14 protein-coding genes are annotated in these 14,340 nt (G+C 75.5%); 5 read left to right on the top strand and 9 right to left on the bottom strand.

Features of this window, described 5'->3' with window-relative positions:
- Window positions 1-7: 7 nt before the first annotated feature.
- Window positions 8-1,024 carry an endonuclease/exonuclease/phosphatase family protein gene (locus VGI02_RS19315; protein ID WP_331629828.1) on the bottom strand — a complete coding sequence of 339 codons (1,017 nt, stop codon included), beginning with the start codon at window positions 1,022-1,024 and terminating at the stop codon, window positions 8-10.
- Window positions 1,021-2,502 (bottom strand): T6SS phospholipase effector Tle1-like catalytic domain-containing protein, encoded by a 1,482-nt coding sequence (locus VGI02_RS19310; RefSeq protein ID WP_331629826.1) that lies wholly within the window; start codon window positions 2,500-2,502, stop codon window positions 1,021-1,023. Before VGI02_RS19310 ends, VGI02_RS19315 begins: the two co-directional genes overlap by 4 nt.
- Before the next feature lie 270 nt (window positions 2,503-2,772).
- On the opposite strand from VGI02_RS19310, the gene VGI02_RS19305 reads away from it, so the two are divergent.
- On the top strand, window positions 2,773-4,017 hold the full coding sequence (locus VGI02_RS19305) for an erythromycin esterase family protein (protein ID WP_331629824.1): 1,245 nt from the start codon (window positions 2,773-2,775) through the stop codon (window positions 4,015-4,017).
- 91 nt (window positions 4,018-4,108) lie between these two features.
- A complete protein-coding gene (gene zwf, locus VGI02_RS19300) occupies window positions 4,109-5,614 on the top strand; it encodes a glucose-6-phosphate dehydrogenase (RefSeq protein ID WP_331629822.1) in 1,506 nt (501 codons plus the stop codon).
- 216 nt (window positions 5,615-5,830) lie between these two features.
- On the opposite strand, the gene VGI02_RS19295 is transcribed toward zwf, so the two are convergent.
- Window positions 5,831-6,226, bottom strand: coding sequence for a hypothetical protein (locus VGI02_RS19295; protein WP_331629820.1), 396 nt, complete (start codon window positions 6,224-6,226; stop codon window positions 5,831-5,833).
- 162 nt (window positions 6,227-6,388) lie between these two features.
- On the bottom strand, window positions 6,389-6,592 hold the full coding sequence (locus VGI02_RS19290; RefSeq protein WP_331629818.1) for a hypothetical protein: 204 nt from the start codon (window positions 6,590-6,592) through the stop codon (window positions 6,389-6,391).
- 410 nt (window positions 6,593-7,002) lie between these two features.
- Between VGI02_RS19290 and VGI02_RS19285 the strand changes: the two genes are divergently transcribed.
- Window positions 7,003-7,518, top strand: coding sequence for a hypothetical protein (locus VGI02_RS19285; RefSeq protein ID WP_331629816.1), 516 nt, complete (start codon window positions 7,003-7,005; stop codon window positions 7,516-7,518).
- Window positions 7,519-7,525: 7 nt separating this feature from the next.
- Here VGI02_RS19285 and VGI02_RS19280 read toward each other — a convergent pair whose 3' ends face one another.
- From VGI02_RS19280 to VGI02_RS19270, 3 genes are all read right to left on the bottom strand, one after another.
- Window positions 7,526-9,418 carry a tetratricopeptide repeat protein gene (locus VGI02_RS19280; RefSeq protein ID WP_331629814.1) on the bottom strand — a complete coding sequence of 631 codons (1,893 nt, stop codon included), beginning with the start codon at window positions 9,416-9,418 and terminating at the stop codon, window positions 7,526-7,528.
- A gap of 221 nt (window positions 9,419-9,639) precedes the next feature.
- Window positions 9,640-9,795 carry a hypothetical protein gene (locus VGI02_RS19275; RefSeq protein WP_331629812.1) on the bottom strand — a complete coding sequence of 52 codons (156 nt, stop codon included), beginning with the start codon at window positions 9,793-9,795 and terminating at the stop codon, window positions 9,640-9,642.
- Window positions 9,796-9,883: 88 nt separating this feature from the next.
- Window positions 9,884-10,192 (bottom strand): hypothetical protein, encoded by a 309-nt coding sequence (locus tag VGI02_RS19270; protein ID WP_331629810.1) that lies wholly within the window; start codon window positions 10,190-10,192, stop codon window positions 9,884-9,886.
- 284 nt (window positions 10,193-10,476) lie between these two features.
- On the opposite strand from VGI02_RS19270, the gene VGI02_RS19265 reads away from it, so the two are divergent.
- Window positions 10,477-11,472, top strand: coding sequence for a potassium channel family protein (locus VGI02_RS19265; RefSeq protein WP_331629879.1), 996 nt, complete (start codon window positions 10,477-10,479; stop codon window positions 11,470-11,472).
- Between the two features lie 20 nt (window positions 11,473-11,492).
- Here VGI02_RS19265 and VGI02_RS19260 read toward each other — a convergent pair whose 3' ends face one another.
- A complete protein-coding gene (locus VGI02_RS19260) occupies window positions 11,493-12,386 on the bottom strand; it encodes an SAM-dependent methyltransferase (RefSeq protein WP_331629808.1) in 894 nt (297 codons plus the stop codon).
- A 51-nt stretch (window positions 12,387-12,437) separates the two neighbouring features.
- On the bottom strand, window positions 12,438-12,803 hold the full coding sequence (locus VGI02_RS19255) for a hypothetical protein (RefSeq protein ID WP_331629806.1): 366 nt from the start codon (window positions 12,801-12,803) through the stop codon (window positions 12,438-12,440).
- Window positions 12,804-13,428: 625 nt separating this feature from the next.
- Between VGI02_RS19255 and VGI02_RS19250 the strand changes: the two genes are divergently transcribed.
- Window positions 13,429-14,340 (top strand): LCP family protein (locus VGI02_RS19250; protein WP_331629804.1); only part of this gene is annotated, 912 nt, incomplete at its 3' end.

The following is a 14,340-nucleotide window of genomic DNA, read 5'->3' as shown; positions in this document are numbered from 1 at the left end:
CCACCCGTCAGCCGACGGTGTGCACCGTGGCCAGCACCCCGCGGTGGTCGGTGCCCGGCACCTCGATGACGTCGAATCCGTCCACGCCGACCCCGCCCCCGGCGAGCAGGTGGTCCAGCTGCGCGCCGAGCCACCGCGGTGTCGCGGTCGGCCAGGTCGCGAGCAGGCCCTTCCCGGCCGCGTCGCCGGCGTCGGTGCAGCCCGCGGTGCCCGAGCGGTAGGCCGCGATGTCCGCCGTGGCGTTGAAGTCACCGACGACGGCGGCCGGGCCGGCACCGGGCGCGCACCACCGGTGCAGCTCGCCGAGCTCGGCGGGCCAGGCGTCGATGAGCGTCGGGACCGGCGAGGCGAGATGCACCCCGACCAGCCGGGTCGGCCCGAGCGCCCCGCCCGAGATCTGCAGCCAGGGAAAGCTGACGCCACGGACGACGTCGGGCCGGACCGGGCCCAGCGACGGACCGGCGAGGATGGTCGTGCCCACGGCGTCCGGCTCCGCGGTGGGGGTCGACGACCACGACCGGTATCCCAGGTCGGCGACCTGCGGCGCCAGGCGCGTGCGGAACGGCTCGCCCGCCTCGGGCAGGACGACCACGTCGGGCCTGCGCTGGTGCAGCAGCCGGGAGAGGGCGCCCACGTCGGCGCTGCCGCGGTCCACGTTGAGGGTCATGACGACGAGGTCCGGCCCGGGATCGGGGCCGGGACGGTCGGGGAGCACCCGCGGCAGCAGCGTGGTGACCGAGAGCGCCGCCACCAGCAGGACCGGCACGACGGTCGGCCACCACCGGGCGCGCACGGCGAGGGCGAGCAGCGCCAGGACCACCACGAGGATCGTCGCCGGCGCGCGGACCAGCACGAACGCGACGAACGGCAGGACACCGTCGAGACCGAGCCGGTCGGGGACGAGCAGGAGTGCGGTGGCCGCGACGACGAGGATTCCGACCAGCACCCGCCACGGACGCGGTCCCCGGCGGCGGACGCGGACCGGACCGGTGGGGGGATCCGCCGCGTCGCGGGTCCACGTCACGACCGGGTCACCGTGAGCGTCGCGGCTCCGGAGTTGCCGCGGTAGCCGAGCCACGAGTCGTTCGCGAACGCGTAGAGGTAGCCGGACCGGCCGAGCACCAGCGTCGTCGCGCCCTCCGGACCCACGGCGGCGACGGTGCCGCCCTCGACGGTGCCGTCGGGGTGCCTGCGGTCGTTCCCGACGGCGACGACGAGGGCCATCCGGCGGGCGTCGCCGTCACGCGGTGCGGCGAGGGTGTCGGCGCTGCTGGTGGTGAGGGCGCGGACCACCCGACGGTAGGCGTCGAGGGCCGCCCCGAGGGCGTAGTCCGGCCAGGCGCGCCAGGGCCACCGGGCGAAGCCCACCGGGGTGGTGTCCGCGCCGTGGTCGTTCCAGCGGCCCGACACCGCGAGGACGTACCGGCCCTCGGGCAGGTAGAGCCCCGTCTCGACCCACGGGTCGTCCGCGGGCACGGCGGCCGGGGCGGGTCCGCCGGGCTCCGGGACGCGGCCGGGCCGGTAGGGCGGGACGAGTGGGGCGGCCCGGCGCGCGACGGCGGAGGGGTGGACGTCCGGGGCGCCCTCCACGACGCGGGGGACGGAGCGCGGCCTCGGCCCCAGGTAGCGCCAGACCCCGCCCGGCCCGGGATCGAACGGCCCGAGGGGATCCCCCTCGCCGCCGGGCGACCCGGCGCGCCAGGTGAGCCCGACCGCCGCGGTCGCCTCCTCGGTCATCCAGCGCAGCGTGATGTCCGAGAGCGCCCGCGGGCGGTCGTGCGAGCCGCCGACGTCGCCGTGGACCCCGGTGAACCACAGCTGCACGAAGGACGCGTGGGTCCCGGGGGCGGGGGTCGCCCAGACCGCGGGCTGGAACGGGCCGCGGCGCTCGTCGAGGGCGAGGGCCTGCCGGGCATGACGGACGTCGGGCGCGAGCGAGAGGTCGTGGAACCCCTGCAGGCGCCGGGAGACCAGGGTGGAGAGCAGACCGAAGGTCCGCGGGATGCCCAGGGCGCCGACGGTGTCCCAGACCCCGAGGAAGGCGATGGGCGCGGTGTCGTCGGGGCCGAACCCCGGTGCGAACGCGACGTCCCCGAGGGGGAGGCGGCGCTGGTAGCCGTCGAGGAACACCCGCCGCACGAGGCGGTTCCGCCGCAGGCGCGAGTCGCCGGGTGCGAACGCGACGAGCCCGCACGCCGCGAGCATCCCGGCCAGGCTGCGCACCGTGAAGGCGCCCCGGCTGAAGCCGAGCAGGACGATCTCGTCGCCGGGACGCCAGGTCTCGGCGAGCCACGTGTACGCCTCGCGGATGCGGGTGTTGAGCCCGAGCCCGAGCGCGCCCTCCAGCAGGCGGGTGACCGGGTCGGCGTCGGTCCCGACGCCGCTGAAGTAGCGGACGACCTGGTCGGGGCCCTCGGCGAGGGCGCCGGCCACGAGCGAGACGTTCGTCCGGTCGGTCGGGGTGTCCCACGTGCCGTCGCAGCAGACCACCAGACGTCGCACGGCGGAGCAGGCTAGCGGGCGGGCGGGACCGCCGGTCCGGGGCGGCCGTCGCGCGGGCCCGGGGGCGCCGGGTCAGCCCTGCAGCGGGGAACGTCGCGGCAGGTCAGCGAGGCCCGGGCCGGTCCGCGACGCGGGGACGGCCGCCATCGCGGCCCGCACCTGCGCCTCGCGCACCCGGGCGCGCCGCAGGGCGTCGCGGTGCAGGGCGTCGCCGGACGGCGCGGCGGTGGGCGACCCGGCCGTGGGCGGGGATGGTCGTAGGGTCGCCGCATGGACGACGAGGTCGCGGACGAGCTGGCGAAGTGCGCGATGTCGGTCGACGCCCTCGGCCTGTCGCCGTGGCGCCCCGCCCTGGCGGGCGTGCGTGTGCTCGGGGTCGGCGCCGCCGCGCACGGCGCGCGCGAGCTGCTCGCGATGGGCCGCCATCTGGTCGAGTACGCGGTCGAGGACCTGGGTGCGCGGGTCGTCGTCCTGGGGGCGAGCGAGGCCGGGGCGACCGTCGTCGACGAGGCCGTCCGGGGGATCGGGGCGCCCGGCGAGGCCGTCGCCTCGCTCGGCGGCTGGGAGTACGACACCCGCGAGGTGGTCGACCTCGTCTCGTGGCTGCGCGACCACAACGAGATGCGTCCCCCGGCGGACCGGGTCCGTGTCGTCGGTGCCGATCCGGTGCGGGGTGCGGCGTCGGTGAAGGCCCTCGCGGCGTACCTGCGGGCCACGGCCCCGGAGCTGCTGCCCGACGCCCGCGAGAGCCTCGCCGAGCTCCTCGATCGCGACCCCGACGCCCGCGCGGTGCCCGCCCGGGTACGCGACGACGTCGTCGGCCTCCACGGGCGGATGGTCGCCGACGAGACCGGGCTCGTCGCGCAGAGCTCCCCGGACCGGTACGCCGAGGCGTGCCGCCACGCGCGGATCCTCGCGCGCATCGCGGAAGTGGCGTGCGCGCCGCGCGTGCCCGCCCCGGACGGCGAGGCGCAGGCGGAGGCGCTGCCGTCCGGGAGCGCGTCGGTCCTGCGGGCGCGCCTCGTCGCGGAGGCCGTCGAGCGGGCGGCCGACGGGGTCGAGGGCACGCCCGCGGTGGTGTTCTGGGGCCACGACGACCAGATCCGCGTCGGCGACCCGACGACGGCCGGACGGTACCTGCGCGCGGACCTCGGCGAGGCCTACTACGCGGTCGCCGGGCTGTTCGGGGAGGGCAGCGCCTCGGCGGTACGCCGCCGGTTGCTCGGAGCGGTACGCCCCCGGCCGACCACGAACCGGCTGCCGCGCCTGCCCGACTCCCTCGAGTCGGACCTCGGTACGGCGCTCGGCGACGACGGCGAGCGGCTGGTCGACCTGCGGGGCGCCCAGGACGACGGCGGCCCGGTGGCGCGCTGGGCCGGCGCCCCGACCACGACCCGTCGCCTGCGGTCGGTGGTCGACTCCCGGCAGCTGCGCGGGCGCACACCGGTGGTACCGGACCAGGAGTTCGACGCGCTCGCGCTCGTCCCCCGCGTCCACCCCGCCTGGATCCGGTGAGGCCCGGGGATCCACTCCTCGACACACGCCGGCCACACGCCGGGGCTACGGTCGCTCCAGCGTCCTACGGACCCCGTGCGAGGAGCTCCTGATGTCCGACCCGGCCCGGCACGACAATCCCGACATCGCCTACCCCGGACCCGGCTCGCGCCCGTACCGCCGGGATCTCGACCCCATCGCCCCGCACGTCATCGTGCTGTTCGGCTGCACGGGTGACCTGGCGAAGCGCAAACTGCTCCCCGGCCTCGCGTACCTCAGCGAGTCCGAGCTGGCCCCCGACATCCGCGTCGTCGGTTCCGCGATGGAGGACCTGTCGGCCGATGAGTTCCGCACCCTGGTGCACGACGCGGTGCAGAACTTCGGGATGCACCGGCTCGCCGAGTCCGACTGGGAGGACTTCGCCGCCAAGCTGAGCTACGTCGGTCAGGGCGAGGGCCCCGAGGCGCTCGCGTCGGCGGTGAAGGAGGCCGCGTCCCAGCTGGGCGAGGGCGCCCGCCTGCTGCACTACCTCTCGGTGCCGCCGAAGGCCGCGCAGGCGGTGGTCGAGATGCTGCGCGACGCCGACCTCGACACCGGCGCCCGGGTGATCATGGAGAAGCCGTTCGGCTACGACCTCGAGAGCGCGATCCAGCTCAACGACTTCGTGCACCGGGTCTTCGACGAGTCCCAGATCTTCCGCATCGACCACTTCCTGGGCAAGGAGGCGGCGCAGAACGTCCTCGCGTTCCGGTTCGCGAACGGGCTGTTCGAGCCGATCTGGAACCGCAACTTCATCGACCACATCCAGATCGACATCCCCGAGGAGCTCGGGCTCGACCAGCGGGCGAGCTTCTACGAGGCGACCGGGGCCTACAAGGACATGGTCGTCACCCATCTCATGCAGGTCATGGCGTTCGTCGCCATGGAACCGCCGACGGCCCTCGAGCCCCGGTCGATCAGCGAGGAGAAGAACAAGGTCTTCCGCTCGCTGCTGCCGATCCACCCGAGCGACGTCGTCCGCGGCCAGTACGGCGGCTACCGCGACGAGCCGGGCGTGGCCCGCGACTCGGACACCGAGACCTTCATCGCGCTGCGGGCCGGACTGGACAACTGGCGCTGGGCCGGGGTGCCGTTCTACCTCCGGACCGGGAAGCGGTTGGCGGAGGGCCAGCGGATCATCTCGATCGCCTTCAAGGAGGCGCCGCGCACGATGTTCCCGCAGGGCTCGGGCGTCGGCACCCAGGGCCCGGACCATCTGACGTTCGACCTCGCCGACTCCTCGCGGGTGTCGCTGTCGTTCTACGGCAAGCGCCCCGGGCCGGGGATGCGGCTGCAGAAGCTCTCGATGCAGTTCTCCACCCAGGAGATCGGCGAGGCGTCGGACGTCCTCGAGGCCTACGAGCGGCTGATCCTCGACGCCATGCGCGGGGACCACACACTGTTCACCACGGCCGAGGGCATCGAGTCGCTCTGGGACCGTTCGCAGCCGCTGCTCGCCGACCCGCCGCCGGTCAAGCCCTACCCGCAGGGCTCCTGGGGCCCGAACGCGATCCACCAGCTGGTGGCGCCGAACGCGTGGCGGCTGCCCTTCGAGCGGGCGTGGCGGGAGAAGAAGTAGGGGATCAGCCCGTCGCCTCCTCGGCGGCCTCGGCCGAACCCTGGTCCTCGGGCTCCAGGTCGATGTCGAAGGCGGGGGCCTCATCGCTCTCGTCGTCGGGACGGGGGTCTTCCGGATCGGTCACGAAACCCGGGTGCCCGGCCCGGCGCCCGAGGATGCGGACCGGGTCCCGGACCGCCACGGATCACACGGGCGGCCCAGGGCCCGCGGCCGGGCTCAGGACCGGGCTTCGGCTCTCGATCGTCCGCCGGCGCCGACCGGGACCTGCAGCGGGCGGTCGGAGGCGCGTCGCGCCCCGGGGAGGCGCGGAGCCGACGGGAACGGTCGGGTGAGCGGGTCGCGGCGGGCGGCGACGTTGTCGATCCGCGACGGCGCGGCAGGCTCGACCCGGGTCGGGGTGCTGCGCCGGGCCGGAACCGCGGTCGGGATCGGGCCGGAGACGGCCTCGTAGGCGCCGACCTGACTGGTGCGACGACGGGCCCGCTCGACGGCATCCTGACGCGCGCGGTCCTCGCGGTCCCGGACGGCGCGGTGGTGCCTGCCGCGCGGCGTCGCGCGGTCGTCGGCGTGGGTCGGCTGCGGGGTCGCGCGGTGCGCGGTGCTCCGGAACATCGCAGATCACGTCCTGGGCTGGGCGGGCGATTGCCTTCACCCCGTCCATCGCCCGTTGCGGGCCCGAACTGGTTCCGCCGATCGGTGACGGTCGGTCGAGTGCCGACCCCCACCCGGGGCGATCCGACCGGGTGGTCGGCCCCGGCCGGACGACCCGGCGGATCAGGCGTGCCGTGCGGGGGCGGCGTACCCGTCGTCGTCGTACCCGTCGAGGCGCGGGAGCGGGATGGGCCCCGTCTCGTCCTTCCACGCGGCGAGGGTGCGCTGGTCGGTCGTGCCGCGCATCGCGGCGCTGACCAGCGGGGCGGCGAGCCAGGCCGCCGCGGACGAGCCGGCGGCGAAGACGACGTTCCCGGTGAACGACATGCGGACTCCTCCAAGCGGGGTGGGCGGGAGGCGAAGAGATCCCCCCGGCCGATCGCGTCCACGCGGCTCGGCCGGCACCGGTGCTTCTCCCGGGCCGACATGGCCCGTCGCTCGCGGTGCGCACTCAAGATAGGGGAGGAACTCGCTCCGTAGCCACCTCGAACGGGTGACAGACGCGCGGGTTGCGGTCGATGACATCCCGATCCGTCACGACACCTGGCCGCGACACCCAGTGGGGTGATCAGCCTGCTCGACTAGTCCGTCCGGGTGTCGAAACCGAGGACTCGTAACGGTGAGGTCTCGATCGACGAGAGTCAGGTCACAGGGAGTGGCGGCCATCCGGGTCGTCTCCAGGCGCGGGCCGGGAGGCCGATGCCTGCGCTCCCGGAGGACGTTCAGGGGAGCCCGCCATGGGGATCGTCGTCACCACCGTCGTACTGGCCGCACTCGCGGTCGTCGCCCTCGGAGCCGTGCTGCGGACCGGGTCGGCGTCGCCGTCCACCGCGCCGCGTCTCTCCCCGGGGTTCGCGCCGATGATGCTCGCCCGGGCCGGGTTCCCGGCCACCGCGCACAACGTGGCGGTCCTGCACGACCACCTCGGGTCGGCGTTCCTCGACGCCGCCCGTGGGGCGGTCCCCGCCGGTGCGCTCGCCGACCTCGGAGCCCGGTGTGCCGCCGCGCGCGGCGGGGTGCCCGTGGCCGGCGGCTCGTCGCGGTCGTGGCCGCAGCGGATCCTCGACGAGCTCGCCGCCGTCGGGGCGCCCGACGTCGCCGCGCTCCCGCTCCGTGCCCGGGACGCGCTGCTCGCGACCGCGGGCACCGGCCGGGGCCTGCTGGGCGGGTCGGTCTTCGTGCCGCTGCCGGTGTCGGCGCTGTTGCCCGCCCCGCGGCGCGCGGCCGACGCGGTGCGGCAGGCGAACGTCTGATCCGGTCTCAGAGCGAGGCGCGGGGGCCGTCCGGCCGCGAGGGCTCCGCCTCGTCCTGGCGCTGCTCGGGGACGGCCTCGGGCACGAACCCGCCGGGGATCTCCCGGTCGGGGTCCCGCTCGTCGGGGGTCCCCGCGTCGCCGTCGTTCTCGTCCGCGTCCAGCTCCACGACGGCGCGCGACGCGGCCGTCGCCGTCGGGGTGTCCGCGTCGACCAGCTCGAGGACCCGCGTGTAGCCGGTCCGCGCCTCGTCGGTGCGTCCGCTGTTCCGGTCGAGGTGGGCGAGGTCGAGGGAGGCCTCGGCCTCCCGGGTGGAGTCGCCCGCCCGGCGGGCCGAGGAGACCGCCGCGCGCAGGCAGCCGCGCTGGGCGTCGAACCGTCCCGCGTCGCGCTCGAGGCCGGCGAGCAGCAGGGCGGCGTCGGAGGCGTCGCGCGGCGGGCCGTCGCGGACCACCAGTTCGAGGTGCTGCCTGCGCTGCGCCGGGTCGGCGTCGCGGTCCAGCCCGAGCCAGAAGGCCGCCCGGGCCCGGAACGCCCGCGCCGATCCGTCGTCGGGGGTGCCCTCGAGGACGGCCGCGAACCAGCGGCGTGCCTCGGCGGCCCGCCCCGCCTGCAACGACGCGATGCCCAGTCGGTAGAGCTCGGCCGACGCCGTCGACCGCGGCGCGGCGCGGTCCGGTGGTGGCCGCAGCAGCACGGCCGCGAGGTCGTCGAACCCGCGCGCGAGGGCGAGCCTCCCGACGCTGCGGCGCCGCCCGCGCGCCTCCGGGGCGTCGAGCACGTCGCCGACGATCTCCCCGAACCGCGCGGGCGGGGTCCAGCCGTCGACTCCCAGGTCGTCGGCGGCGGCCGTGAGCAGGCCGGCGGGGACGTGGTGCACGCCGTCGGCCAGTCGCAGGCGGCGCAGCACCGGGGCCCCCGAGCGCCGCGACCGCTCCGCCACCAGGGCCTCGACGGCGCGACCGAGGTCGTCGACGCCCGGCAGCGCGTCGGGGTCGTCCTCACTCCCGACGCCGTCCCGGGCGTAGGCGAGGGCGAGCCGGGCGAGCAGCGGCGTGGGCAGGGCGTGCGGCACCCCGAGGCGCTCCCAGTCGACCGCGGCGCGCAGGACGGCGGCGCGGGCGGACGCGCCGGTCCGGGCGTCGCCGAGTCGGGCGGGGCGCCACATCCGACCGGGTTCGTCGGCCCCCGGCACGAGCATCGCGCGGGCCGGTGCCCGGTCGACGAGCAGGTCGCCGACCCGCGCGCCGAGGGCGGCGGTCGCCACCGTGGGCCGGGCCCGGGTGACCTCGGTCGGGGAGAGCCCGTCGGGCAGGCGCACGAGGGTCACCCCGGGCCCCGCCTCGCCCGGCGTGATGTCGGGGTCCAGCAGCGCCGCGTCCGCGGTGGCGAGGACGCGAACGCCCTCCGGTGGGCGGGCGCGGTGCAACGCCGCCAGCAGCGCGGGCCCGACGGCGTCCAGCCAGACGACGACCCCGGCCCCGTCGGCCCCGTCGGCGGGGTCCGCGAGGGCGGCGACCAGGGCGGGGTCGGCCGGGCCGGTCAGCGGGGCGGACCCCGCGAGGGCGGCAGGATCGGGGCGGACCACACGGTGGTCGCCGAGCAGCAGCCGTGCGGCGCGCGCCAGGGCGTGGGTGCTGCCCCCGAGGCGCGGACCCACGACGATCACCACGGCGGCGTCACCGCCCACGGCGGCCTCGATCCGGTGGTCGGCGTCGCGCTCGAACGCGGGGGACGGGAGCGGGGGGTGGACACCCAGGTCGGCGAGGTCGACGTCGTGCAGCCGAGGCAGGCCCGCGGCGTCGGGCGCTGCGGGATCGTCCGTGTGGCCGCGCCGCCGTGACGTGGTGCTCCACCGGGCACCGTCGAGATGCGCGCGCCACCGCCCCGTCGCGGTCATCGCGTCCCTCCGCCCCTACTGCCTCCGTTGTTGCGCGGACCGGTCGCGGCGCAGGCCACAGGGGTCACTGCGATCACTCCGGTACCGACGACCAGCCGTTCTACCCGGCGGCGGGGCGCCGGGGAAGGCTCCGCGCCGCTGCAGGGCCGGATGCCGCCCGTCCGGTGCACATCGTGGTGGGCCACGTCACGATCGAGCCGGGGATCGGGCCGCGTCGGGGCTCAGCGGGGGCGGGGCAGCACGGTGGGGGCGCAGCGCTGGACCGGCACGAGGCCGGCGACGAGGTGCCGCGTCCGCGCGGCCGCCTCGAGGCGCTGCTCGCTCGCGGCGTCGCGGCCGCCCTGCGCGGGCAGGTGGTGTCGTGCGTGGTCACCCATGCCCGGGACGTCGTCCCCCGGGGCCGGAACGTTTCGCCTTCCCGGTGCGGTGCGCCTCGCCGGGGGAGACGGTTGGGCCGTTCGGGTCTCAGGCGGCGCGGGACGGCAGGTGCAGTCGGACGATGCGCACCAGGACGTCGTCGAGCCCCTCGGAGTCCAGCGAGCTCCGGAGCGACTCCGCCGCCACCGCCGCGTCGGGCCCCCCGTAGGGACCGTTGGCGTCCACCTCCGCGGTCTGCGGGTCGATCATGAGGACGACGTAGCCGTCGCAGTCGTCCAGGGCCGCGACCACGTCGATCCAGTCGTGCTCCACGACGTCGGGGCCGGGTGCGTGCGGCCCGACCCACGCCTCGTGCTCGGGTCCGACCACGGCGTGGCAGGCGAACCGATCACCCATGACGGCTCCTCTCCTCGCGGTATCACACCGAGTGATCCAGAGATCTACTCTCTGTGCTCGGGAGAGGTGGTCCCTCCCGCTACCGTCACCTGGAGTGACTCGGAGGCGCGGGACTCCTGACATGCCTCGTTGAATGTTCACTCGATCGCGCGAGTACTCCCACCGCACGGGTGGTCGGGCGAGGCGCCGCTACGCTGCCGCCCGTGGAGCTGACCAGGGGTCCCGGGCCCCGGGGTCACGACGCGGCGCGCGACCCGACGGACGGCGCCGCGGCCGCGGTGGTGATGCCCGACCGGCGCATCGGGCCGCTCGTGGCGCTGGCTCGGCGCGCGGCGATCGCCGTCGGGGCGCTCGTCGCGGCGGGCCTGCTCGTCTACGTGCAGCGCGATGCGTACGGGGACTCCAACGGGACCCCGATCGGCTTCATCGACGCCCTCTACTACGCGACCGTGTCCCTCTCGACCACCGGCTACGGCGATATCGTGCCGGTGACCGAGACCGCGCGACTGTGGACGATCCTCGCGATCACGCCACTACGCGTGCTGTTCCTCATCGTCCTGGTCGGCACCACCGTCGAGCTGCTCACCGAGCGCTCCCGCCAGGCGTTCCGCATCCGACGTTGGAGGTCCCGCGTGCGAGACCACATCGTGGTGGTCGGTTTCGGCACCAAGGGCAAGGCCGCCGTCGACACACTCCTGAGCGACGACGCGATGCCGGAGCGCATCGTCGTCGTCGACACCGACCGCGGCAGGCTGGACGCGGCCTCGGCCATGGGGCTCGTGACGGTGCGGGGGGACGGGACGCAGTCCTCGGTGCTGCGCACGGCCGGGCTCGTCCACGCGGCGTCGCTCGTCGTGGCCGTGAACCGGGACGACACCGCGGTGCTTGTCACTCTCACCGCCCGCGAGCTCGCCCCCGGCATCACGATCACCGCCGCCGTGCGCGAGACCGAGAACGTCCACCTGCTGCGCCAGTCCGGGGCCGACTCGGTGGTGGTGTCCGCGGAGACCGCCGGACGGCTGCTCGGGATGGCCACGACGACCCCGAACGTGGTCGCCGTCGTCGAGGACCTCCTCACGCCCGACGCGGGCATGAGCCTCTCCGAGCGCGACGTGACCGAGTCCGAGGTGGGCGGCTCGCCCCGGCACCTGCGCGAGATCGTGCTCGGCGTCGTCCGCGCCGGGCAGGTGCACCAGATCGACGCGCCCGCCGTGGACGCCCTCGAGCGCGGGGACCGGCTGCTGTTCGTCAAGCGGGTCGGCAGCCCGACCCCGGGCTGAGGGGCCTGGAGCGCCCGGGGTCAGGGGTGCCGAGCCTCGAAGAAGACCGACCGGGCGAAGGCAGCCTCCGCGGGACCCTCGAGCGGGCGGCCGTAGCTCCGGGCCGCGTCCGCGGAGGACTGCTCGTCCACGGTCCATCCCCGGGCGCGCAGCCGCTCCCGCGGGTCCGGGCGCTCGTCGGAGAAGAAGAGCTCGCGGACGTCCACGCCGAAGTTCCGCGACGAGGTGGCCATGAGCTCGTCGTCGTCGAGGTTCTTCACGGCGTCGCCGAAGTGCTCCACGGCGATCCGGCTCCCGGGTGCGGAGAGCTCGACGACGCGGTCGAACAGGTCGACCTCGGCCTGCGCGGGGAGGTAGGGCAACAGACCCTCGGCGAGCCACGCCGTCGGGCGGGCCGGGTCGAGGCCTGCTTCGTGCAGGGCCGCGGGCCAGTCGTCACGCAGATCCACGCGGAGCGCGACGCGCCGCACCCCGCCTGCCGGCTCCGGCGAACCCTCGGTCTCGGTCAGGATCCGGTCCTTGAAGTCCACGACGTCGGCCTGATCGATCTCGAAGACCGTGGTCCCGGACGGCCAGTCGAGTCGCTGGGGCCGGGTATCGAGCCCGGAGGCGAGGATGACGACCTGGTCGGTGCCGTCACGCGCGGCGTCGAGCAGGTGCTCGTCGAACCAGCGCGAGCGCACCCCGACGTAGGTCGACATCACGCCGGACGCGACGTCGGAGGGGTCCGCGCGGGGGTCGACCTCGGTGGGCAGGTCGACTTCGTCCCGCACCGCGTCGACGAACGAAGCCGCGTGCGGGTCCTCGACGAGCCCGTCGGGCCTGCGGGTCTCCATCGCCCGGGCGCTGGCCACGCCGAGCGCGGTCACCCCCACGCTCTCGGTGATCGTCCACTGGTCGTCGTCGCTGCGCATGCCTCCGACGTACCCGGATGGTTAGGCAGGCGAACGAGATGTGGCGGATCTCTACGTCCGGCACCCGGGGCAGTCCGCCTGCTCCGCGCGCAGGCCCGGCACGATCCCCTCGACGGCGGCACCGCAGCGCGCGCGCAGCCCCGTCGGATCGCCGAACTCGCCCCAGGCGACGTCGACGACGTGGCGCCGCTGATCGTCGCGGCCGGTCGCGACGACGACGGTGCGCCCCGGCGTCGGGACCTCCGGGTCCCGGGTGGGGACGCCGGGCGCGGTCGGGTCCGGGACGTCGTCGGGCAGCTCGAGGGGCGGCACGTCGTCGGGCGGGCTGCCCAGGGACGGTTGCCGCGGCCGGTGGCCGGGCATCGGGTCGAGCCCGGAGCTCGGGCGACGGCCCGGGTCGGACGGCGGGATCGTCACGGCGTCCTCCTCACGGGTGGGGTCGGGCGGGTGGGGCCCTGGAACCACTGTCCCCGTGGGGCGCGCCCGGTGCCAGCCCGCCGGTCGGTGCCGGCGGTCGTGCCCGGTCGTTCTGACGGTGGGCGCCTTCGGCCGGTCTACTCGACCGAAGGGGCCCCTCGCTCAGAACGAGTCGACCGAAGGGGCCCTTCGCTCGGAACGGCGGCGGGCAGCGGGACGCCCGGAGCGGCGTCCGCGGAGCCGGCCGGACCGGCCGTCGCGGGCGCGGCGGGCTGCTCCGGCAGATCGAGATCGCGCAGGCCGTCGAGGACGCGGGCGAGGGTCCCGCCGTCCGGGGCGTCGACCCGCCCGGGAACCAGGGGACCGGGGACCTCGTGCGCCGGGTGGGACGTCGTCACCCGGACGACTGTAGGAGCAGCCCGGATCGTGTGGACTTCGGGGTCCGCGCAGCGGTCGCCGCGGCACGATGAGCGGATCACCCGCTGCCGTCCGGCCGCCGTCGGACGTCCCCAATTCGACTGAACGGGTCACTTCCGGTAACGACGGACCTGTCGTGTACGACAGGCTGTCACGACTCGGCTGTTGCCGGGGAGCCGGGGGACGAGAACGGGCGGGAACGACCACGATGAGCGTCGAGAATCTGCTGCACACCGACGACCAGCCGCCGGAGCCGAGCTCCGCCCGGAGGCGCCGGGGGATGCGTGGGCTGCTCTACGTGCTCATCGGGGTGCTCATCCTCGTCCTGCTCGCCGCGGCCGGGGTGGTGCTGCTGACCAACCAGCTCGGCGACCAGGTCGGCCGGTACCCGGCGGTGTTCGCCGGCATCGACCCCTCCAGCCGACCGGCGGCCAAGGCCGGGCAGACCTTCCTGCTCGTCGGCACCGACTCCCGGTCGACCGACGCGACCACCGGGCGCGACGCGACGGCGCCGGACTTCGTGTTCGGTGCCCAGCGCAGCGACGTCATCATGGTCGCGACGATCGCCGACGACGGGAAGAGCGCGAGCGTCATCTCGATCCCGCGGGACTCCTGGGTGAACATCCCCGGGCACGGCATGAACAAGATCAACGCGGCGTTCTCGTTCGGCGGCCCGCCACTGGCCATCCAGACGATCGAGCAGCTGACGCACGTACGCATCGACCACTTCGCGGTCATCGACTTCGCGGGCTTCCAGCAGATGACCGACGCCGCGGGCGGCATCGACGTCAACGTCGGGACCCAGACCGAGCGCGACGGCGTCGTGGTCCCCGCGGGTCCGCAGCACCTCGACGGCGCCCAGGCGCTGGTCTACGTCCGCGAGCGCAAGAGCCTGCCGGGCGGGGACTTCGACCGGGTGCGCCGTGAGCAGAACGCGCTCCGCGCCCTGGTGAGCTCCGCGCTGTCCTCGGGCACCCTGTCCAGTCCCACCAAGGCCTACGACCTCGTGAACTCGGTGACCCAGCACGTCGGCGTCGACGACTCGCTGACCAACACCGGGCTGGCGGAGCTGGTCTACGGGCTGCGTGACCTGCGGGGCTCGAACATCGCGTACCTCACC

Source organism: Actinomycetospora sp. (genome assembly GCF_036497245.1).
Taxonomy (GTDB): Bacteria; Actinomycetota; Actinomycetes; order Mycobacteriales; family Pseudonocardiaceae; genus Actinomycetospora.
Note: the sequence above shows the minus strand (reverse complement) of the source record. Positions and strands in the feature narration are given on the sequence as shown.

What these genes read in the sequence shown, in the direction of transcription:
- VGI02_RS19280 (WP_331629814.1), bottom strand. Translation starts at nt 9,418, where the DNA reads ATGACCGCGACGGGGCGGTGGCGCGCGCATCTCGACGGTGCCCGGTGG.
- VGI02_RS19285 (WP_331629816.1), top strand. Translation starts at nt 7,003, where the DNA reads ATGGGGATCGTCGTCACCACCGTCGTACTGGCCGCACTCGCGGTCGTC.
- VGI02_RS19290 (WP_331629818.1), bottom strand. Translation starts at nt 6,592, where the DNA reads ATGTCGTTCACCGGGAACGTCGTCTTCGCCGCCGGCTCGTCCGCGGCG.
- VGI02_RS19270 (WP_331629810.1), bottom strand. Translation starts at nt 10,192, where the DNA reads ATGGGTGATCGGTTCGCCTGCCACGCCGTGGTCGGACCCGAGCACGAG.
- VGI02_RS19295 (WP_331629820.1), bottom strand. Translation starts at nt 6,226, where the DNA reads ATGTTCCGGAGCACCGCGCACCGCGCGACCCCGCAGCCGACCCACGCC.
- VGI02_RS19275 (WP_331629812.1), bottom strand. Translation starts at nt 9,795, where the DNA reads ATGGGTGACCACGCACGACACCACCTGCCCGCGCAGGGCGGCCGCGAC.
- VGI02_RS19260 (WP_331629808.1), bottom strand. Translation starts at nt 12,386, where the DNA reads ATGCGCAGCGACGACGACCAGTGGACGATCACCGAGAGCGTGGGGGTG.
- zwf (WP_331629822.1), top strand. Translation starts at nt 4,109, where the DNA reads ATGTCCGACCCGGCCCGGCACGACAATCCCGACATCGCCTACCCCGGA.
- VGI02_RS19305 (WP_331629824.1), top strand. Translation starts at nt 2,773, where the DNA reads ATGGACGACGAGGTCGCGGACGAGCTGGCGAAGTGCGCGATGTCGGTC.
- VGI02_RS19265 (WP_331629879.1), top strand. Translation starts at nt 10,477, where the DNA reads ATGCCCGACCGGCGCATCGGGCCGCTCGTGGCGCTGGCTCGGCGCGCG.